The sequence below is a fragment of the Mesorhizobium sp. CO1-1-7 genome, assembly GCF_020164885.1.
GTDB classification, from domain to species: domain Bacteria; phylum Pseudomonadota; class Alphaproteobacteria; order Rhizobiales; family Rhizobiaceae; genus Mesorhizobium; species Mesorhizobium australicum.
In genome coordinates this window covers 675,740-695,513 of sequence record NZ_JAIUHA010000001.1, presented here as the reverse complement: position 1 = coordinate 695,513, position 19,774 = coordinate 675,740, and the positions used below count along the sequence as shown (strand labels likewise).

Below are 19,774 nucleotides of genomic sequence, written 5' to 3'. Positions count from 1 at the left end.
GGGAGGACGGATGCAGGCCATCGGCGCTCCCGGCACGGTGGAAAACCGCGCCCTGACGAAACGTCATGCAACCAAAGTCTGGCGGGATCAGACGACCTTGCCGGTGTCGCGACCGGCGCCGATCAGGATCAGCATGGCAACCAGGAACAGATACATCCAGGCGTCGCGCCATTCGACCGGGAAATAGCCGGCCCACAGTGATTCGGCCATGCCGAAAGCGGCCGCGCCCAGCGCCGCCTTTGGCGGCGAGAGATAACCGCCGACCGCCGTCACGAACAGGATCTTCAGGCCGTAGACAAGGCCGGAACCGAAGCTGACATTGCCATAGTAGAGGCTGGCCATGATCCCGGCCAGCGCGGCGCAGAAGCCGCCGAACAGCACGGCACGCCGGAACACGCCGCGCACGTCGACGCCGCACAGCGCGGCGGCCCTGGGGTCGTCGGAGACGGCGCGCCAGCACCGGCCGAAGTTTGAGCGGGCAAATACCCAGGTGGCGAGGGCGACCGCCGCCACGACCACGGCGCAGTCGAGCACCTGGATCAGTGTCAGCGTCGCCTTGAATCCTGGGCGTTCGGCGAAAACGATGGGCTCGGCCAGCATCGGCGGCAGCCACAGATCATGCGTGTCGGCGGCGATGCGGCTTGCTTCCGACAGGACGAGCAGGATGCCGAGTGTCGTCACCACGATGGCGTTGGGCGAGCGGTCGGCCAACGGCTCGAAAACGCTGCGCGACAGGACGTGGCTGATGAGCGCCGCATAGAGGAACGCCGTGAGGACGCCGAACAGCACCGAAGCCAGCAGCGTCAGCCACAGCACCTGGTAGCCGAAGGCGACACTCAGGATCATCGCCTGGCCGCAAAAGGCAAACAGCGCCCCATAGGCAAGGTTGGTGCGGTGCAGAATGCCGTTGGTCAGCACGTAGCCGAAGGCGAGCAACGCATAGAGCGCACCCGAATGCAGCCCGTTCAGCACTTGCTGGAAGAAGTAAAGCATGCTCGACAACACCAGAAAGCATCCCGCCCAAGAGGGAATAGACAAGCGCGGACAAAGGCGACGGTACCCTGCGCATCCGAGGTTTGCATCGTCGATCTAACTTGTCAAACGCGATTTATAGGTTAGATTTTCGGAATGACAGTTGCCTGGACTCCTCACCGCTTCACCGGCGGTCTGCTCGCGCTCGACACGGCGAACACCGTCGTGCTGCGCGGCGATCCGGAGCGCACGTTCGACCGCTTCGACGATCCGGCCGAAATCGCCCGCTTCGCCGACGCGGCCAGCGGCTTTCGCGCCGCCGAGCTTGGCGACAGGCGGCTGGCGGTGTCCTCGCCGGCGGCAATCGCGCCTGTCGTGCTGTCGATCCGCGAGACGACCGATAAGCTGTTTCGAGGCGCGGTGTCGAAAGGCGCGGTCGCCACCGCCGATTTGCCCGAATTCCTGCGGTCCTGCGCCGACGGCCTGGCCGCCAGCGGGACCGAGATCGGGGCGCAGGGACGGCCGTTCGGCGATCCGGCGACGCCGATCGCCTTCGAGGCGGCACTGGCGGTTTCGGCGCTTTCCCTGCTGCGTGACGACACCGTCGCGAGGCTCAGGATCTGTCCCAATTGCACCTGGCTGTTCGTCGACAGAAGCCGCAATTCCAGCCGCCTTTGGTGCGACATGGCGGTGTGCGGCAACAGGCAGAAGGCAAGCCGTCACTATCGCCGCCGCATGGCGGCCAATGAGGTCGGGAATGCCTAGAATTCTTTCCCGCTCGACGCTTGTTGGCGCGGCGCTGATTGCGGCGATGACGCTTGCCGCTTGCCGGGATACTGGCGGTGGAGGCAAGCTGTTCGAAGTTTCCGGCAAGATATTCGTCTTCAACTACCGCCTCGCCAGGGCGACCTATGTCGTGACGCTGAGACCCTTGCGGCCGATGGGCGGGGGTCAGGTGGCGGTTGCCAGTTTCCAGAACCCCGCCGGTGGCGATCCCTTCGTGGTCGAGCAGAAGATCTGGCCGAAGCTCGATAAGGTGAGCCTGGAAAGCCCGGCGCTGACCTGCGTCGTCAGGAACAAGCCCTATGCCATCGCCATCAGCATCAAGGGCGCCGATGGCGCGGTCCTGCAGGAGATCGACACCACGCTGATGTCGACGGAAGACCAGTCCATCCTGCCCGATCGGCCGCTGGTCATCGACCAGCTCTACACGGCCAACCCCGACCTCGCCGGCCATCCCGACGGCAAGCTGCCGGGCGAGCCGAAGCCGGACTGCTCGAAAGCCGGCTGACACCTTCCGACGGCCTCGATTTCCGCTGAATTTTCGTGTGCCATCGCGCTTGGTGACGCACCGTTTGATGCGTGGTCCAGCGCCCGCCGAACAGTTTGTCGCGCGTTGGCCGGTCCTTTCGATTTTGTTTGACCTGTCTTGCAAGGGGAGAAAGGATGCGTCATCCGATCCCGACGTTGGCTGCTGCCCCGCGCCGCCTTCGCAGAGGAAATGCCTGATGACGCTGCATGATGTCGCGCTCGACGACAAGTTCGATCTTGGAAAGGAGCGCATCTTCCTGTCCGGCGCGCAGGCGGTCATTCGCATGCTCCTGATGCAGCGCGAGCGCGACCGCCGCGCCGGCCTGAACACGGCAGGCTTCGTCTCTGGCTATCGCGGCTCGCCGCTCGGTGGCCTCGACATGCAGCTGTGGAAGGCGAAAAAGCAGCTCGCCGGGGCCGACATCGTTTTCCAGCCCGGCCTCAACGAAGAGCTGGCCGCCACCGCCTGCTGGGGCTCGCAGCAGACGGAACTGGCGGGCGAGGGCACCCATGATGGCGTCTTTTCGGTCTGGTACGGCAAGGGGCCGGGCGTCGATCGTTCGGGCGACGTGTTCCGCCACGCCAATCTCGCCGGCTCGTCCAGACATGGCGGCGTCCTTGCGCTCATGGGTGACGACCACATGGCCGAATCCTCGACCAATGCGCACGCCACGGAATTCCTCTTCGTCGACACCATGGTGCCGATCCTCAACCCGGCCGGTGTCCAGGAGATCATCGACTACGGCCTGTACGGCTTTGCCATGTCGCGCTTCGCCGGCACCTGGGCGGCGATCAAATGCGTCAAGGACAACATCGAATCGACGGCCTCGGTCGACGCCTCGCTCGAACGGTTGAACATCGTCGTCCCGGATTTCGACATGCCGCCGGGCGGCCTCAACATCCGCCACGAGATCGACATGCTCGGCCAGGAAGAACGGCTGCATGAACACAAGCGTGCCGCGGCCTCCGCCTTCATCCATGCCAATGGGCTGAACAGGCTCGTCTATTCGGGCGGCCGCAATCCGAAACTCGGCATCATCACGCTGGGCAAGAGCTATCTCGATGTCCGCCAGGCGCTGGAGGATATCGGCATCGACGAGGCGGCCGCCAACCGCATCGGCGTGCGGCTGTTCAAGGTCGGCTGCCCCTGGCCGCTCGACCTGCAGCACATCGCCGACTTCGCGCGCGGTCTCGACACCATCGTCGTCGTCGAGGAGAAACGCTCGCTGATCGAGGTGCAACTGCGCGAAAGCCTTTATGGCACGGCCTCGCAGCCGGTCATCGTCGGCAAGAAGGACGAGCGCGGCGACTGGCTGTTTCCGGCCAAGGGGGCGCTCGACCCCAACGAGATCGCCATTGCGCTCGGCGAAAGAATCCTCAAGACCATCGGCCCGTCCGAAGAGATTTCGGCCAAGGTCGCGAAGCTACTTCAGTTCCAGGCGATGCTGGCCGATGCCACCGACATCGGCTCGCGCACACCCTTCTTCTGTTCGGGCTGTCCGCACAATTCCTCGACCAAGGTGCCGGACGGCTCGATCGCCGCCGCCGGCATCGGCTGTCACTTCATGGCGCTGTGGATGGATCGCAACACCGTTGGCTTTACCGCCATGGGCGGCGAGGGGGCGCAATGGGTCGGCCAGGCGCCGTTCTCCAGGCGCGACCACATCTTCCAGAATCTCGGCGACGGCACCTACAACCATTCCGGCACGCTGGCGATCCGCTTCGCCCTCTCGAGCGAGGCCAACATCACCTACAAGATCCTCTACAACGACGCCGTCGCCATGACTGGGGGCCAGCCGCATGAGGGCGGGCTGACGGTGGACATGATTGCCAGGCAGGTGCGGGCAGAGGGCGTCGACCGCATCGCCATCGTCACCGACGAACCCGACAAATATGCCGGGAAGGCCGAATTCCCGGCCGGCGCCACTATCCACCACCGCGACGACCTCGACCTCGTCCAGCGCGAGTTGCGCGACGTCAAGGGCGTATCGATCCTGCTCTACGACCAGACCTGCGCCGCCGAAAAGCGCCGTCGTCGCAAGCGCGGCACCTTTCCCGATCCCGACAAGCGGGTATTTATCAACGAACTGGTCTGCGAAGGCTGCGGCGATTGCGGCGTGCAATCGAACTGCGTCTCGATCCAGCCGGTCGAGACCGAATTCGGCCGCAAGCGCAAGATCGACCAGTCGAGCTGCAACAAGGATTTCTCCTGCGTCAACGGTTTCTGCCCGTCCTTCGTCACCGTGCACGGTGCCAAGATCCGCAAGGCCGAGGGCCTGGCCGGCGGGACCGACCCGCTTGAAGGCGTGCCGATGCCAGCCGAATTCCCGCTCGGCGTCGAGGGCTGGGCGGCGATCATCGACGGCGTCGGCGGCACCGGCGTCGTCACCGTCGGTGCCGTGCTCGGCATGGCGGCGCATCTGGAGAACAAGGGTTGCGGCATGATCGACATGGCCGGCCTGGCCCAGAAGGGTGGCTCGGTGTTCACCCATGTCCGCATCGCCCGCACACCGGAAGACATCAATGCCATCCGCGTTTCGGCGGGGAAGGCCGACCTCGTGCTCGGCTGCGATCTGGTCGTGTCAGGCGCCAAGAAGGTGCTGACGGCGGTGCGCGAGGGGCATACAATCTTCCTCGCTAACACCGCCGAGATCATGCCGGGAGAATTTGCTCGATCGGCCGATTTCTCGCTGCCGATCGAGCGCCTGAAGAAGGCGATCCGCTCAGCGGCCGGTGACGACAAGGCGCATTTCTTCGACGCCACCCGCACCGCCACAGCCCTGTTCGGCAATTCGCTCGGCGCCAACATGTTCATGCTCGGCTTTGCCTTCCAGTACGGCGGTCTGCCGCTCTCGGCCGAAGCCGTCGAAAAGGCCATCGAATTGAATGGCGAAGCGGTGGCGATGAACATCGCTGCTTTCCGCTGGGGCCGCCGCGCCGCGCATCAGCCGGATTTCGTGCGCGGCCTCATCGCCCAGCCCGGCCCGACGATCGCCGGGAAGGCTGCTCCGGCCGCCGAGACACTCGACGATATCATCGCCCGCCGTGCCGCCTTCCTCACGGCCTATCAGAACGCTGCTTACGCTAAGCGCTACGCCGACAGGATATCGACGCTGCGAGGGTCAGAAACGAAGGCCGTGCCGGGTTCGACCGCCGTGACCGAGGCCGCCGCCAAAAGCCTGTTCAAGCTGATGGCGATCAAGGACGAATACGAGGTTGCGCGGCTTTATACCGACGGCTCCTTCGCCGCCGCGCTTGGCAAGCAGTTCCAGAGCTACGAGAAACTTGAATTCCATCTCGCCCCGCCGATCATGGGACGTCGCGGCAATGACGGCAAACCCAGGAAATCGAGCTTCGGCCCGTGGATGATGAAAGGCTTTCGCCTGCTGGCCGCGATGAAGGGCCTGCGCGGCACGGCCTTCGACCTGTTCGGCTACACCGCCGAGCGGCGCATGGAGCGGCAATTGCTGGCGCAGTACGAGGCCGATCTACAGCTCGTGGCCAGTTCGCTGGCGCCGGGCAAGATCGAGGCCGCGGTAGCCCTGGTCTCGGTCCCGGGGCTGATCCGCGGCTATGGCCACGTCCGGCAGGCAAGCGCCGAAAAGGCGGCGGGCGAGCGCTCCAGACTGCTCCAGCGACTGACCCAAACCATGCCGGTACCGGTTCTCAGTGCCGCTGAGTGATTTCTCCACCCATGCCTGAAGCCTGCTGCAAGGTTCCTCTTGCCGAGGCGGGTCGGCCGAAGCCGTAGCTTAAGCCCTCTGTCTAAGCCTTTCTTAAGGCGGTTGTGGCATGACAAGGCTTAGCGTTGGGCCGATCATATGGGCAAAACAAAGACCGAAAGCATCCCCGCGGATGTCTATATCCAATTTGTGCGGTCGTTGTTCGACAACGCGCACATGTTGGTGATCGGTGGCGCGTGCTACTGGATCCTCGGATTCATGATTTATCTGCGCACGCAAAATCCGTTGTTTCTGGCCTTTTCTTTTATTCTACTGCCGATCAGCCTTCTGCGTTATTTCGGTATTCGCAGCTTCCTGAAGACGGGCGGCGTGATTGCCGACGTCGAACACGCACACCGATTGGAGCGCAGTTACATCCTCAAGGGCTGCTTGCAGGGCCTCGGATTGGGTGCGCTTTGCTTCGTGTCGATCTATGTGTATCCCGACCCATTCGCCGAACTGGCGGCAATGTCGCTGACCCTGGCGACCTTGGTCACGGTTGTCGCCCGTAATTACGGGTCTCCGCGCATGGTGCGGATTTTTTCTGTAACCTTCATCGGTCCGGCGGCGCTAGCGCTCCTGCTGCGTTTGGATGCCCCGTCCGTCGTCCTCGGTCTGATGATCTTCCCGATGACGTTCATTACCATCAACAGCGCCGACCATGTTCGCAATGTGCTGTTTTCGGCGGTCATCGGCCACAAGCAGGCGAAAAGCATAACGCGCAAGTTCGACCGCGCGCTCAACACCATGTCGCACGGCCTGGTCATGCTCGGCCCTGATGGGCGCGTCGCGGTCGCCAATGCCGAGGCCGCCCACCTGATGTCGCTGAAATCGGCCGACGCGCTGCTCGGGCGCTCCATCCACGGGCTTCTGATGCGCGGCGTCGCCGGCGGCATGCTGGCGCCGAAGGACTGCCGCTACGTCGAGGCGCAGTTGACGCGCGCGCTGCGCGAGGGCAGGGACCGCAAGGTTCTTGTTTCGCTCGCCAACGGCCAGCATTACGAATTCTCCGCGCGCGAAGGCAGCCAGGAACTCGGCGTGATCACCTTCGAGGATGTCACGGCGCGCGTCGAAGCGGAGGAAAAGATCCGCTTCATGGCGCGCTACGACAATCTCACCGGCCTCCCCAACCGCGCCTACTTCCATGAACTGGTCGGCGAGCTGATGGCCTCCGGCGACCGCGATCGCCTGTGCGGCCTCGCCGTGATCGACCTCGACGATTTCAAGAGCGTCAACGACACGCTCGGCCATCCCGTCGGCGACGGGCTGATCTACGCCGTGGCCGACCGGCTGGCGGCCATCGCCGGGCAAGGCCTTACCGTCAGCCGCTTCGGTGGCGACGAGTTCATGCTGTTCTTCGACCGCATCGATGACGAGAGCCATCTGGAGAGCCTGCTCGACCAGATTTTCGCCGAGCTGCAGGGAGAGGTCGACGTGGCGGGCCACGGGTTGCGGATCCAGGCCAGCGCCGGCGCGGTACTGTCCAAGGTCGGCGGAACCGATGTCGACGCCATGATCGTCAAGGCGGACCTGGCGCTCTACAAGGCCAAGGAACTCGGCAAGAACGGATGGCGGCTGTTCGAGGCGGCGATGGATGCCGCATTCCGCAATCGCCAGCTGATGAAGGCGGATCTTCGCAGTGCCGTGGAAGGCAGGGAACTGCGGGTCGTCTACCAGCCCATCGTGGCGATGAACACCATGCGCATCGCCAGCTGCGAGGCGCTCTGCCGTTGGGACCATCCCGATCTCGGACCGATTTCGCCCGGCATCTTCATTCCGCTGGCCGAGGAGATGGGCATCATTTCCGAGATCAGCACCTTTGTGCTGCATGCAGCTTGCACCGAATGCGCCAAATGGCCTGACCAGACCAGCGTCTCGGTCAATCTCTCGGCCAGGGATTTCCGCAGCCGCGACGTCATCCAAAAGGTGCGCGATGCGTTGGCTAACTCCGGCCTCGATGCTAGCCGCCTGGAGATCGAAGTCACGGAAACCGCGCTGCTCGACGACAAATCCCTGACCCGCCAGTATATCGAGGAACTGAAGCAGCTTGGCGTCCGCATCGCCCTCGACGATTTCGGCACCGGCTATTCAAGCCTGAGCTATCTCCACAAGCTTCCGCTCGACAAGATCAAGATCGACCGGTCGTTCGTGATGGACGTCACCCACAATCCGCGCTCGCTCGAGCTGTTGAAGGGCGTCGTCGACCTGACCCGTGTCCTGGGGCTCACCGTCACCATCGAAGGCGTGGAAACATTCGAGCAGCTTAAGGTCCTCATGCATTCGGTGAAGCCGGATCTTGTCCAAGGCTTCCTGTTCGGCGCGGCGCTCAGCGCGTCGGGCATCGAGACGATGTCGAACGTCACCTGGCCGTTTGCCGCGGATCTGCGTCTCGCCGCCAAGCGCACAGTCGGCTAGCTTTCGTCGCAAATTCTGCCAATCGAAGTTGATAAAGCGCGTGCTTGGGTCGTGCGGTTGGTGCGAACCAGAATATTTTTATCGGCGGCGAACAAATCCAACCAAGACGCGCAGTAGTTTTGGCCGATTTTGAAGAAGCGAAAAGGTTTGACCGGATCGGCGCATCTGTCAAAGCGGAACGCTCCAGTGCTTTTCGCGCCCGAGTTTGCAGCGCCTTTCATAGGAATGAAGGCTTGGATTAGAACGTCCAGGCTGCCCCTTCAGCAACCACTCCGCAGCCATAGATTTCTAGCTGTTAAGGTTAACAAGTGGTAAACCAGTGGGATCCAATTTTCGGCTTGTGTCTCATTTCAACTCGAATAGCCTGTTCACGGCGGATACGAGGACTTGAGAATGGATGCTGCGAGGAACGATGCGCGGGCTGGCGCCAGCTCCAATGCTGGGTCGGCGCTGAACCAGTCGATCATGCAATTGCTGGAGCATGTCGACTACCGTCTCATCACTGGAGGCGAGGATCTGGAGGCGATCTACCGCCTTCGCTATCAATCCTACCTGCAATCGGGCATGTGCGGCCCGATCGCCAGCGGGATGTTCGAGGATCGCTGGGACAATCTGCCGAATTCCTATCGGTTCGGCGTCTATTTCGATGGACACCTGGTCAGCACGTTACGGCTTCACTACATTTCCAGAGAGCACCCTCATTCGCCGTCCGTTGATGCCTATCCCGAAATATTGGCCGAGCGGCTTGCCCGCGGAGAGACGTTCATCGACGGGACTCGTTTCGCAACCGATGCCGACAGTGCGCCCGCGCCCGGAGTGCTGCCTTTTCTGACGCTCAGGCTTGGCATGGTGGCCGCCTCTTACTTTGGGCTCACCGCAGTGCTTACGCCGATCAAGATCGAGCATTCCGCCTACTATGCTCGTATCTTCCACGCCGTTCAGAGGACAGAGGGCAAGGTGTTTCCGGGTGTCCTCGCGCCGATCGCTCTGTTCGAAATCCCGTGCGGCGAAAACTTGCGCCAGACACTCGAACGGTTCCCGTTCTTTAAGTCGACAGCCGTGGAACAGCGAATGATGTTCGCCAATCCGGCCATCAACCGGCTGACGCCGCTGTCCATTGTGCCGACGGCGAAATACTACCGCGATGCTGCCTGAACGGGCGTCGTCCTTGCATCTGAACCTTCCCGCGGCTTCGCCGTTATAGGTAGCGGCATCGCCATCGAGTGTCGCCGCGATCCTGCCCAACGGGCATTTCGCCCCGGGCTTCTGCCGCATTGTTCGTGGGAAGGAATACGGTCATGACCATCCACTCGCTCGCGCTCACACCGCTTATCTCGCTGATCGCCGGCGTGCTGATCCTGATCATGCCGCGGCTCCTGAACTACATCGTCGCGCTCTATCTGATTGTCGTTGGGCTGCTCGGGCTTTTTCCTCACCTTGCTGGCTGAGACGCTGGGCAGGGGCTCGCTCAAAAGCCATCCCGCGGGCATCGGCCGCCAGTTTCAATTTTCCCTTGAGGGAGTTGTCGGCTGCGATGCGGCAATAGCGCCATTGCCCTGCGCCCAGCTTTTCGGTATGTGCCTGAAAGATGTCTTCGAAGGGGTATTCCTATGGCTGAGCACACGCCGAGCGGTCCTGTAGAACTGGGCGCGAAGATGGACTATGCCGAGCATGACCGCACCTATGCGGGCTTCCTGGCGCTGGCCAAATATGGCTCGCTCTTCTGCGGCGCGCTTCTCCTGGCGATGGCTTTCGGCTTCTTCGCGGGCGGCTTCTTCTCTGCGCTGATCCTGTTCGTGCTTATTCTGGCAGTCGGCGCCTTCATTCTGCGATAGACCTTCCAAAACGCTCTTGCGGTTGACGTCGCCGGATATCCCGGTCGACACTTCGCGCAGACAGGTTCCGTCCGAAAGGATCATGCGGTGGGACAGACGGTTTTCATCCCTCGTGAGCTCGACGCGAACGAGCCGCGTGTCGCGGCTTCGCCCGATACGGTGAAGCGGCTGACGGCCTTGGGTTTCGACGTGATCGTCGAAGCCGGAGCCGGCACCCGCTCGCGTATCCCCGACGAAGAGTTTGCCAAGACGGGTGCTGTCATCGGCAAGGCCTCGGATGTCGCCAATGCCGATGTCGTGCTGAAGGTTCGCCGGCCAACGGATGCCGAGCTGAAGAGTTACAAATCCGGCGCCGCGGTGATCGCCATCATGGATCCCTACGGCAACGATGCGGCTGTCGCGGCCTTGGCCAAAGCCGGCGTCACCGCCTTCTCGATGGAGTTCATGCCGCGCATCACCCGCGCGCAATCGATGGACGTCCTGTCCAGTCAGGCCAATCTTGCCGGCTACCAGGCGGTGATCGACGGAGCCGCCGAATACGACCGGGCGCTGCCGATGATGATGACAGCGGCTGGCACGGTGCCGGCCGCCAAGGTTTTCATCATGGGCGTCGGCGTTGCCGGCCTGCAGGCGATCGCCACCGCGCGCCGTCTTGGTGCCGTCGTCACCGCCACCGACGTTCGGCCCGCCGCCAAGGAACAAGTCGCCTCGCTCGGCGCGAAGTTCCTCGCCGTCGAGGACGAGGAGTTCAAGGCGGCCGAGACCGCCGGCGGCTATGCCAAGGAAATGTCTAAGGAGTACCAGGCCAAGCAGGCGGCGCTCACCGCCGAACACATTGCCAAGCAGGACATCGTCATCACCACGGCGCTGATCCCCGGCCGTCCGGCGCCGAAGCTGGTGTCGGCGGCGATGGTCGCTTCGATGAAGCCGGGCTCGGTGCTCGTCGATCTCGCGGTCGAGCGTGGCGGCAATGTCGAGGGCGCCGAGGCCGGCAAGATCGTCACCACGGCCAACAATGTGAAGATCGTCGGTCATCTCAACGTGCCAGGTCGCATCGCTGCATCCGCCTCGCTGCTTTATGCCAGGAACCTGTTCGCCTTCGTCGAGACGCTCGTCGACAAGACGACCAAGACGCTTGCCATCAATCGCGACGACGATCTGGTCAAGGCAACCATGCTGACCGACGGCGGCAAGGTCGTTCATCCGGCCTTCGCCAAGGCCGACCAGCAGCCTTATGTCGAGCCGGCCGCGATCCCGGCCACGACCATGATCGCCGATGCCACGGCCGCGCCCAGGAAGGCCGCGCCCGGGAAGACCGCCGCATCCAAGTCACCCTCGCCGAAGCCGAAAGGGACCGCGTGATGGACCAGACCTTGCAGAAAGCCTTGGATCAGCTCGACCAGGCAAGCGCTGCCGTTCGGCTCGCGGTGCAGAACCTGGCCAATGCCCCAGGCGGTGCAGAGGCGGCCGGTGATGCCGCGCATGCGCTCTCGGGCGGGGCCATCGATCCCTTCGTCTTCCGTTTCGCCATCTTCATCCTGGCGATCTTCGTCGGCTATTACGTCGTCTGGTCGGTGACCCCGGCACTGCACACGCCGCTGATGGCCGTCACCAACGCCATCTCGTCGGTCATCGTCGTCGGTGCGCTGCTCGCCGTCGGCATCGCGGCCTCCGGCGTCGCCGCCGGCTTCGGTTTCGTCGCGCTGATGCTGGTCTCGGTCAACATATTCGGCGGCTTCCTCGTCACCCAGCGCATGCTGGCCATGTACAAGAAGAAGGACAAGTGACGTGACCGTCAATCTCGCCTCCTTCCTCTATCTGGTATCCGGCGTCCTGTTCATCATGGCGTTGCGCGGCCTCTCGCATCCGACCACCAGCCGGCAGGGCAATCTCTACGGCATGGTCGGCATGGGCATCGCCATTGCCACCACGCTGGCGCTGGCAACCCCGTCCGCCGGCCGCTTCGGCCTGATCGTGCTTGGTCTCGCCATCGGCGGTGGCGTCGGCGCCGTCACGGCCAGGCGCATTGCCATGACCTCGATGCCGCAGCTGGTCGCCGCCTTCCATTCGTTGGTCGGCCTTGCCGCCGTCATGGTGGCGGCGGCGGCCATCTATGCGCCGGAAAGCTTCGGCATAGGCACGGATGGCGACATCCATGCCCAGGCGCTGGTCGAGATGAGCCTTGGCGTCGCCATCGGCGCCATCACCTTCACCGGCTCAGTCATTGCCTTCCTGAAGCTCGACGGCCGCATGTCGGGCAAGCCGATCATGATCGGCGGCCGTCACGTCATCAACGCTGCCCTTGGCGTGGCCCTGATCGTGCTGATCGTGCTGCTGGTCACCACGGAATCGAAACTCGTGTTCTGGCTGATCGTTGCCGCCTCGCTGGTGCTCGGCGTGCTCCTGATCATCCCGATCGGTGGCGCCGACATGCCGGTCGTCGTCTCGATGCTGAATTCCTATTCCGGCTGGGCGGCCGCCGCCCTTGGCTTCACGCTCGGCAATCTGGCGCTGATCATCACCGGCGCGCTGGTCGGCTCGTCCGGCGCGATCCTGTCCTACATCATGTGCAAGGGCATGAACCGGAGCTTCGTCTCGGTCATCCTCGGCGGCTTCGGCGGCGAAACCGCCGCTGCGGCCGATGACGGCATCGAGCGCACCGTCAAGCAGGGTTCGGCCGACGATGCCGCCTACCTCATGATGAACGCGCAGAAGGTCATCATCGTGCCGGGTTACGGCATGGCGGTCGCCCAGGCGCAGCACGCGCTGCGTGAAATGGCCGACAAGCTCAAGGCCAATGGCGTCGACGTCAAATACGCCATCCACCCCGTCGCGGGCCGCATGCCCGGCCACATGAATGTGCTGCTCGCCGAAGCCAACGTGCCTTACGACGAAGTGTTCGAGCTCGAGGACATCAACTCGGAATTCGCGCAGGCCGACGTCGCCTATGTCATCGGCGCCAACGACGTCACCAACCCGTCCGCGCGCGACGACAAGTCGTCGCCCATCTACGGCATGCCGATCCTCGACGTCGACAAGGCCCGCACCTGCCTGTTCGTCAAGCGCTCGCTCGGGTCCGGCTATGCCGGCATCGACAACACGCTGTTCTACAAGGACGGCACCATGATGCTGCTCGGCGACGCCAAGAAGATGACCGAGGAAATCGTCAAGGCGATGGATCACTGACCGGTCGGTCTTGATCGTCGAATAGAAAGAGCCCGGTCGATGCCGGGCTCTGTAATTTTGGCGTGATGCTGCCTTCAGCCGTTGGTCAGGAACACCGCTTCCTCTTCATCGCGCTGCCTGCCGCCGAGCGCTGCGGCCGCACTGGCGATGAAGGCGCCGATGACCAGCGACAAGGCGCCGAGAAGCGCGAAAGTGGCGCTTGCTTTCCTTGCCGTGTCGGCCGCCTGCTTCGCCTTGACCTTTGCGTCCTGCGCCTTCGCCAGCACCGTGTCGACACGCGTCTTGGCATCAGCCTCGGAAAGGCCGGTGCGCGCGGCGACCAATTGCGCAAGATAGGTCTTGTCTTCCGCCGAAACCTCGCCGGCGACGGCGCCGGCGATCAGGATCCGCGAGGCCTGCCCGGCCGCGGCGGCTTCGTCGGCAGGATTGGCGGTGGCCAGCTTGGCCGGATCGGCCGGGCGGAACAGGGAATCCACCAGATAGGAGGTCGCATTGTCGGTCGATGCACCGCTGGCATTCGCCGAGGCCCCGGCCGACGCACCCATGGCGGCTCCCGAGGCCACGGTGGACGCGGCCTGTACACCTGAACCAATCGCGGCGGAAAGTGCCGAGCCAAGCACGCCGGCGACCAGCAAGGTGGCCAGCGCCCAGGCGAGAAAGCCGTGCGCGGTGTCACGGAAATACACTTCGTCGGTGTGGATGCCGACCCATTTGGTCCGCAACCGGCCCGCAAGGTAGCCGCCTACACCGGCGGACAGCCACTGTACGATCACCAGCCAGACGGCGGTGGAAACCGCGAAGGTGGTGATCGACGCGCCAGAGCCCGACCATGGTGAAACCATGCTGAGCCCAAGGCCTGAGCCGAGCAACATGAGGATGAAGGTCAACGTCGAGGCCGCGAAAGCGCCGGCGATGATCGGTCCCCAGCTGACGGCGGTGGAGGACGATTCCGTGGAAGCGGATACGTCGACAGCCGATAGGGTGGACTGCATCGACGCCCCCTACCGTACGAACAGCATGATGAGGATGATGATCGGAATCGGAATGCCGAGCAACCAGAGTAGAATGCCGCGTCCCATGAAAAGCCTCCTGAAAGAAATTGTGATGGACACTGTCACAATGTCTTCGAAGGCCTTCTGTTCCGGCGCATCCTCATTATTGGCGCGGGCACGAGCTATGCCAATCTGTCAAAAAGGCTGGCGAAACCTCAAATATCCAGGTTGGCGACCGACAGTGCATTGTCCTGGATGAACTCGCGCCGCGGCTCCACCTCGTCACCCATCAGCCGCGAGAACAGGCTGTCGGCATCGGTCGCATCGTTGACCTTGACCTGCAGCAGCGAACGCACGTTCGGGTCGAGCGTGGTTTCCCAGAGCTGCTCGGCATTCATTTCGCCGAGACCCTTGTAGCGCTGCATGGTCAGCCCCTTGCGGCCGGTCGCAAAGACCGCGTTGAGCAGCGCCAGCGGTCCCGAGACTGTTTCGGACACCTCCTTGCGGCGCAGCACCGGCGGCGTCCCGTAGACTTCGCTGAGGCGCTGCGCGTAGCGATCGAGCTGGCGTGCGTCGGCGGAATTGATCAACGCCATGTCGAGATGGGCGTATTCCTTGACGCTGCGCACGGTGCGTTCGAAGACATAGCCGCCGATGCCCTCGTTCGAGGTCGACATGCGGCCGGTCCAGCCGCGCTCGGTGTCCTCGGCAATGATGTCGAGGCGTTGCGCGATCCGCTCCGCCATCGCGTTGGCGCGGCCAAGATCGGCGAAGATTTCGGGATTGAGCCCGCCGGCGATCGCAGCCTGCTCGACGACGTCGCGGTTATAGCGCGTGTGCAAGCCGTTGATGAGCTGGCGCACGGCAAGCGCATCGGCGACGGCGCCGTGCAGATCCTGTCCGGTCCGCACTTCCTCTGAGCCGAGCGTAAGGGACGCTTCCTCCAACCCCGAATCGATCAGGAATTCTTCGAAGGCGCTCTCATTCTTGATGTATTGCGAGCTCTTGCCGCGCGTCACCTTGTAGAGCGGCGGCTGGGCGATGTAGAGGTGGCCGCGCTCGATCAGCTCGGGCATCTGCCGGAAGAAGAAAGTGAGCAGCAAGGTCCTGATATGGGCGCCGTCGACGTCCGCGTCGGTCATCAGGATGATCTTGTGGTAGCGCAGCTTGTCGGCGTTGAATTCGTCCTTGCCGATCGAGGTGCCGAGCGCGGTGATCAGCGTGCCGATCATGTCGGAAGAGAGCATGCGGTCGAAGCGGGCCCGCTCGACATTGAGGATCTTGCCGCGCAGGGGAAGGATTGCCTGGTTTTGGCGCGAACGGCCGCCCTTCGCGGAGCCGCCGGCCGAGTCACCCTCGACGATGAAGATTTCGGACTTCGCCGGATCGCGTTCCTGGCAATCGGCCAGCTTGCCGGGCAGCGAGGTGACGCCCAGCGAGGTCTTGCGGGTGATGTCGCGAGCCTTGCGCGCCGCTTCACGCGCCGCCGCGGCCTGGATCACCTTGTCGACGACCACCTTGCCCTCGGTCGGATGCTCTTCGAGCCACGTGCCGAGCGCTTCGTTGACCAGTCCCTCGACCACGGGACGAACCTCCGACGAGACCAGCTTGTCCTTGGTCTGCGACGAGAATTTCGGATCGGGAACCTTAACCGACAGCACCGCCGTCAGGCCCTCGCGGCAATCGTCGCCGATCAGCGAGACCTTTTCCTTCTTGGTCAGCCCCGAAGATTCGCCATAGCCGGTGATCTGGCGGGTCAGTGCGCCGCGAAAACCGGCCAGATGGGTGCCGCCATCGCGCTGCGGGATGTTATTGGTGAAGGCCAGCACATTCTCGTGGTAACTGTCGTTCCACCACATCGCCACTTCCACGGTGATGCCGTCACGCTCGGCCCTGATGGAGATGGGCTTTCCGATCAGCGGTTTCTTGACCCGGTCGAGATATTTGACGAACTCTTCCAGGCCGCCATCATAGTGCAGTTCATGCTTCACGACGTCGGCATGACGGGCGTCTGTCAGAACGATGCGCACGCCGGAGTTCAGGAAGGCGAGTTCGCGCAGCCGGTGCTCCAGCGTGCCGAAATCGAATTCGACCATGGTAAAGGTCTCGGACGACGGAAAGAAGGTGACCTCGGTGCCGCTGCGGCCCTCATTGGTGCCTGGGCGCTTGTCCTGCTCGTAGCTGCCGATCGCCTTCAGCGGCGCATCGGCATTGCCGTGGGTAAAGCTCATCTCGAAGACCTGGCCGTTGCGGCGGATCTTGAGCTTCAGCCAGGCCGACAGCGCGTTGACCACCGAGACGCCGACGCCATGCAGACCGCCAGACACCTTGTAGGAGTTCTGGTCGAACTTTCCGCCGGCATGCAGCTGCGTCATGATCACTTCGGCCGCCGAAATGCCTTCGCTGGGGTGAATGTCGGTTGGAATGCCACGGCCATTGTCGATAACCGTCACCGAACCGTCGGGATTGAGCGTCACCGAAACCAGGTCGGCATGGCCGGCCAGCGCCTCGTCGATGGCGTTGTCGACCACTTCGTAGACCATGTGATGCAGGCCCGAGCCGTCATCGGTATCGCCGATATACATGCCCGGCCGCTTGCGGACGGCGTCCAACCCCTTCAAAACCTTGATGGAATCGGCGCCGTATTCGGCTTCAGCGCCGTTTGTGTTCTCGGTCTGGTCGCTCATGAAAACCTGTTGTCTAGATGCCGCTTTTACAGCGCGAAAAATCGGCCCCGAATCGCGCTTCTGATATGGGGTAGATATAGGCGCTAAAGGCGGTTTTTCCAAGGTTTGCAGGCATTTCCGGCGCGAATGCCGAGCCGGCAGCCGGCTATTTTTTTCGGGCGTTGAATTTAGCCAGGAGGCCGCGCAAATATTTGACCGTGGATTTGTCCCTGGGCGCCAGCCGGCCCGTCTGGTCGAGCTCCAGCGAAACCAAGTTTCCTCAGCGCCGCTTCCATCGCTTCGCCGCCTTGGGCGGGGTTGGCAAGCGGCCGGACCAGCCGGTAGTCGTCATTGGCCATGACCAATGGCCACGTGCCGCTCGGCCGCCGCGATAGCGGTGGTCGCAAGCATCAGCAGCATGGTAAACAGCAAACGCAGTCGAACCGCCCCCCGGCTCAGTCGTTTGCCGACCATTCCACCTCTTTATGGCGCAAGCAAGCCGCGCTGAGGCGGCTCTCTCAGGCGGCGCGCATCGGTTTCAACGCCTCGCTCCAGCGCAACAGTTCGTCCAGCATGGTCTTGGTCCCGCCCCGCACTTGCTCGCTGGCATCGAAGGCGCCGTTCTCGTCGAGCAGTTTCTGGTACAGCGGCAGCGCGACACCTTCCGGGATAGGCATGATCCCGACCGAGGTCAGCAGCGGCTTCAGCGCCTGTGCCGCGCGCAGGCCGCCGGAGACACCCCCATAACTGAAGATCGCAGCGGGCTTGTATTTCCATTCGCGGGCGAGATAGTCGATCGCGTTGATGATCGCGGGTGCGGCGAAGTAATTGTATTCCGGCGCCACGAACACGAAGGCGTCAGCGGCATCCATCGCCTTCGACCAGGCCTTGGTGTGGTCGTTCTGATAATTGCCGAGCCTTGGATGATGGGGTTCATCCAGGACCGGCAGGTTGAACGCGGCTATGTCGGTCAGCACTGGCTCGAATTTTCCGTGTTCGCGTACGAACGTCTCCAGCCATTCGGCGAAAACCGGGCCAGCGCGGCCGGGCCGCGTGCTGCCGATGATGATGTTCAACTGGTGCTTCAAGGCAGGCTCCTTTGTCAGGCAGTATCTGTTGGTGACTGCCACTACGGCAGAGCGTTCCAGCAGGCAAGGTTGGATCCTGAAGGAACGGTCACGATCGGATGAACAGACCGTCCGCCCTGGCGTTCCCGCCGTCATGGGTCCGGTTGCCGTTCGGTGACATGGACGCCCGAGGTGGCAGCCACTACATTGATGGGAACAGCGGAGCACTTCATGGACACGCAGCCCGCCCCATTCGTTCCTCCCGCCCCGAAGCCGCGCACGTCGCCGCCTTCGACGCTGGAAATGATCCGCATCGTCTATCGCAACCCGCTCGAACTCTGGGGCGAGCCGACCTACAACGAACCCTGGATTTCTGCCAAGGGCGCTGGTGGGCCGCTGGTCATCGCCAATGATCCGGGCCTAATCCGCCATGTGCTGGTCGACAACGCCAAGAACTACAAGATGGCGACGGTGCGCCAGAAGATACTGAGGCCGATCCTGCGCGACGGCCTGCTGACGGCCGAGGGCGAGGTGTGGAAGCGGTCGCGCAAGGCAATGGCGCCGGTGTTCACGCCACGCCACATTTTCGGCTTCGCCCAGCCGATGCTGAAACGGACGCTGGAGTTCGTCACCCGTTACGAGGCCAGCGGCACGTCCGATATCGCCCATGACATGACGCTGCTCACCTATGACATCCTGGCCGAGACGCTGTTTTCCGGCGAGATCGCGGGCGAGCCCGGCAGTTTCGCCAACGAGATCGACCGCCTGTTCGAAACCATGGGCCGCGTGGATCCGCTCGACCTGCTGCGCGCGCCCGACTGGCTGCCGCGGCTGACCCGTATCCGCGGCCGCAAGACCATGGCCTATTTCCGCAAGATCGTGACCGACACGGTCAAGATGCGCGAAGAGAAGGTCAGGCGCGACCCCGATGCCGTGCCGCAGGATTTCCTGACGCTGCTGCTCAAGGCCGAAGGCCCCGACGGACTGACGCGCCCGGAAGTCGAGGACAACATCATCACCTTCATCGGCGCCGGCCACGAGACCACGGCGCGCGCGCTCGGCTGGACGCTCTATTGCCTGGCCGAATCGCCCTGGGAGCGCGACCGGGTCGAACAGGAGATCGACCGGGTGCTGGCGCGCGAGCCCGATCCGGCGAAGTGGCTCGACGCCATGCCGCTGACACGCGCCGCTTTCGACGAGGCGCTTCGGCTCTACCCGCCGGCGCCATCGATCAATCGCGAGCCGATCGTTCCGGAAATGTGGAAGGATCTTTATATCCCCAAGCACGCCGCCGTGCTGGTGATGCCATGGGTCGTTCACCGCCACAGGAAGCTGTGGGACCGGCCCGACGCCTTCCTGCCCGAACGCTTCCATCCGGGAAACCGTGAAAAGATCGACCGCTTCCAATATCTGCCCTTCGGCGCCGGCCCGCGCGTCTGCATCGGCGCCAGCTTCGCCATGCAGGAGGCGATCATCGCGCTCGCCATCCTCTTGTCACGCTTCCGCTTCGACGCGACCGCTGAAACAAAACCCTGGCCGGTGCAGAAATTGACCACGCAGCCGCAAGGCGGTCTGCCGATGCGGGTCACGCCTCGCCCTCGCTGAGGG

General features: G+C 63.3%; 15 protein-coding genes. 11 read left to right on the top strand and 4 right to left on the bottom strand.

What is annotated here, in order from left to right:
- Window positions 1-87: 87 nt before the first annotated feature.
- The gene (locus LB516_RS03150) at window positions 88-993 is read right to left on the bottom strand and encodes a branched-chain amino acid ABC transporter permease (protein WP_224718935.1); all 906 of its coding nucleotides are present in this window, start codon (window positions 991-993) and stop codon (window positions 88-90) included.
- A gap of 135 nt (window positions 994-1,128) precedes the next feature.
- On the opposite strand from LB516_RS03150, the gene LB516_RS03145 reads away from it, so the two are divergent.
- The 10 genes from LB516_RS03145 (at window position 1,129) to LB516_RS03100 (ending at window position 13,441) form a co-directional block, all read left to right on the top strand.
- Window positions 1,129-1,737: a CGNR zinc finger domain-containing protein gene (locus LB516_RS03145; RefSeq protein WP_224718901.1), complete on the top strand. Its 609-nt coding sequence runs from the start codon at window positions 1,129-1,131 to the stop codon at window positions 1,735-1,737.
- Entirely contained in the window at window positions 1,730-2,263 is a 534-nt protein-coding gene (locus tag LB516_RS03140; protein ID WP_224718900.1) for a hypothetical protein, read from the top strand. The genes LB516_RS03145 and LB516_RS03140 overlap by 8 nt, the downstream gene beginning before the upstream one ends.
- 67 nt (window positions 2,264-2,330) lie before the next feature.
- Window positions 2,331-5,966, top strand: coding sequence for an indolepyruvate ferredoxin oxidoreductase family protein (locus LB516_RS03135; RefSeq protein ID WP_263492357.1), 3,636 nt, complete (start codon window positions 2,331-2,333; stop codon window positions 5,964-5,966).
- Between the two features lie 138 nt (window positions 5,967-6,104).
- Complete coding sequence (locus LB516_RS03130) at window positions 6,105-8,420, top strand: putative bifunctional diguanylate cyclase/phosphodiesterase (RefSeq protein ID WP_015314282.1); 2,316 nt, start codon at window positions 6,105-6,107, stop codon at window positions 8,418-8,420.
- A gap of 465 nt (window positions 8,421-8,885) precedes the next feature.
- Window positions 8,886-9,575, top strand: coding sequence for an N-acyl amino acid synthase FeeM domain-containing protein (locus LB516_RS03125; protein ID WP_224718899.1), 690 nt, complete (start codon window positions 8,886-8,888; stop codon window positions 9,573-9,575).
- A 143-nt stretch (window positions 9,576-9,718) separates the two neighbouring features.
- Window positions 9,719-9,868: a DUF3096 domain-containing protein gene (locus LB516_RS03120; protein WP_015314280.1), complete on the top strand. Its 150-nt coding sequence runs from the start codon at window positions 9,719-9,721 to the stop codon at window positions 9,866-9,868.
- Window positions 9,869-10,030: 162 nt separating this feature from the next.
- Window positions 10,031-10,255, top strand: a complete 225-nt coding sequence (locus LB516_RS03115) for an aa3-type cytochrome c oxidase subunit IV (RefSeq protein WP_015314279.1) — start codon at window positions 10,031-10,033, stop codon at window positions 10,253-10,255.
- An 87-nt stretch (window positions 10,256-10,342) separates the two neighbouring features.
- Entirely contained in the window at window positions 10,343-11,617 is a 1,275-nt protein-coding gene (locus LB516_RS03110) for a Re/Si-specific NAD(P)(+) transhydrogenase subunit alpha (protein ID WP_224718898.1), read from the top strand.
- Window positions 11,617-12,042: an NAD(P) transhydrogenase subunit alpha gene (locus LB516_RS03105; protein WP_015314277.1), complete on the top strand. Its 426-nt coding sequence runs from the start codon at window positions 11,617-11,619 to the stop codon at window positions 12,040-12,042. Before LB516_RS03110 ends, LB516_RS03105 begins: the two co-directional genes overlap by 1 nt.
- 1 nt (window position 12,043) lies before the next feature.
- Window positions 12,044-13,441 carry an NAD(P)(+) transhydrogenase (Re/Si-specific) subunit beta gene (locus LB516_RS03100; protein WP_224718897.1) on the top strand — a complete coding sequence of 466 codons (1,398 nt, stop codon included), beginning with the start codon at window positions 12,044-12,046 and terminating at the stop codon, window positions 13,439-13,441.
- A 74-nt stretch (window positions 13,442-13,515) separates the two neighbouring features.
- Here LB516_RS03100 and LB516_RS03095 read toward each other — a convergent pair whose 3' ends face one another.
- The 3 genes from LB516_RS03095 to LB516_RS03085 all read right to left on the bottom strand — a co-directional run bounded on the left by LB516_RS03095 (window position 13,516) and on the right by LB516_RS03085 (window position 18,187).
- Window positions 13,516-14,433: a membrane protein gene (locus LB516_RS03095; RefSeq protein ID WP_015314275.1), complete on the bottom strand. Its 918-nt coding sequence runs from the start codon at window positions 14,431-14,433 to the stop codon at window positions 13,516-13,518.
- A 215-nt stretch (window positions 14,434-14,648) separates the two neighbouring features.
- A complete protein-coding gene (gene gyrB / locus LB516_RS03090) occupies window positions 14,649-17,120 on the bottom strand; it encodes a DNA topoisomerase (ATP-hydrolyzing) subunit B (RefSeq protein ID WP_224718896.1) in 2,472 nt (823 codons plus the stop codon).
- A gap of 497 nt (window positions 17,121-17,617) precedes the next feature.
- Complete coding sequence (locus tag LB516_RS03085) at window positions 17,618-18,187, bottom strand: NADPH-dependent FMN reductase (protein WP_140875731.1); 570 nt, start codon at window positions 18,185-18,187, stop codon at window positions 17,618-17,620.
- 210 nt (window positions 18,188-18,397) lie between these two features.
- On the opposite strand from LB516_RS03085, the gene LB516_RS03080 reads away from it, so the two are divergent.
- Window positions 18,398-19,771, top strand: coding sequence for a cytochrome P450 (locus LB516_RS03080; protein ID WP_224718895.1), 1,374 nt, complete (start codon window positions 18,398-18,400; stop codon window positions 19,769-19,771).
- Window positions 19,772-19,774 lie beyond the last annotated feature (3 nt).

Coding starts and splice junctions, on each gene's coding strand:
- LB516_RS03150 (WP_224718935.1), bottom strand. CDS start 993: ATGCTTTACTTCTTCCAGCAAGTGCTGAACGGGCTGCATTCGGGTGCG.
- LB516_RS03145 (WP_224718901.1), top strand. CDS start 1,129: ATGACAGTTGCCTGGACTCCTCACCGCTTCACCGGCGGTCTGCTCGCG.
- LB516_RS03140 (WP_224718900.1), top strand. CDS start 1,730: ATGCCTAGAATTCTTTCCCGCTCGACGCTTGTTGGCGCGGCGCTGATT.
- LB516_RS03135 (WP_263492357.1), top strand. CDS start 2,331: ATGCGTGGTCCAGCGCCCGCCGAACAGTTTGTCGCGCGTTGGCCGGTC.
- LB516_RS03130 (WP_015314282.1), top strand. CDS start 6,105: ATGGGCAAAACAAAGACCGAAAGCATCCCCGCGGATGTCTATATCCAA.
- LB516_RS03125 (WP_224718899.1), top strand. CDS start 8,886: ATGCAATTGCTGGAGCATGTCGACTACCGTCTCATCACTGGAGGCGAG.
- LB516_RS03120 (WP_015314280.1), top strand. CDS start 9,719: ATGACCATCCACTCGCTCGCGCTCACACCGCTTATCTCGCTGATCGCC.
- LB516_RS03115 (WP_015314279.1), top strand. CDS start 10,031: ATGGCTGAGCACACGCCGAGCGGTCCTGTAGAACTGGGCGCGAAGATG.
- LB516_RS03105 (WP_015314277.1), top strand. CDS start 11,617: ATGGACCAGACCTTGCAGAAAGCCTTGGATCAGCTCGACCAGGCAAGC.
- LB516_RS03095 (WP_015314275.1), bottom strand. CDS start 14,433: ATGCAGTCCACCCTATCGGCTGTCGACGTATCCGCTTCCACGGAATCG.
- gyrB (WP_224718896.1), bottom strand. CDS start 17,120: ATGAGCGACCAGACCGAGAACACAAACGGCGCTGAAGCCGAATACGGC.
- LB516_RS03080 (WP_224718895.1), top strand. CDS start 18,398: ATGGACACGCAGCCCGCCCCATTCGTTCCTCCCGCCCCGAAGCCGCGC.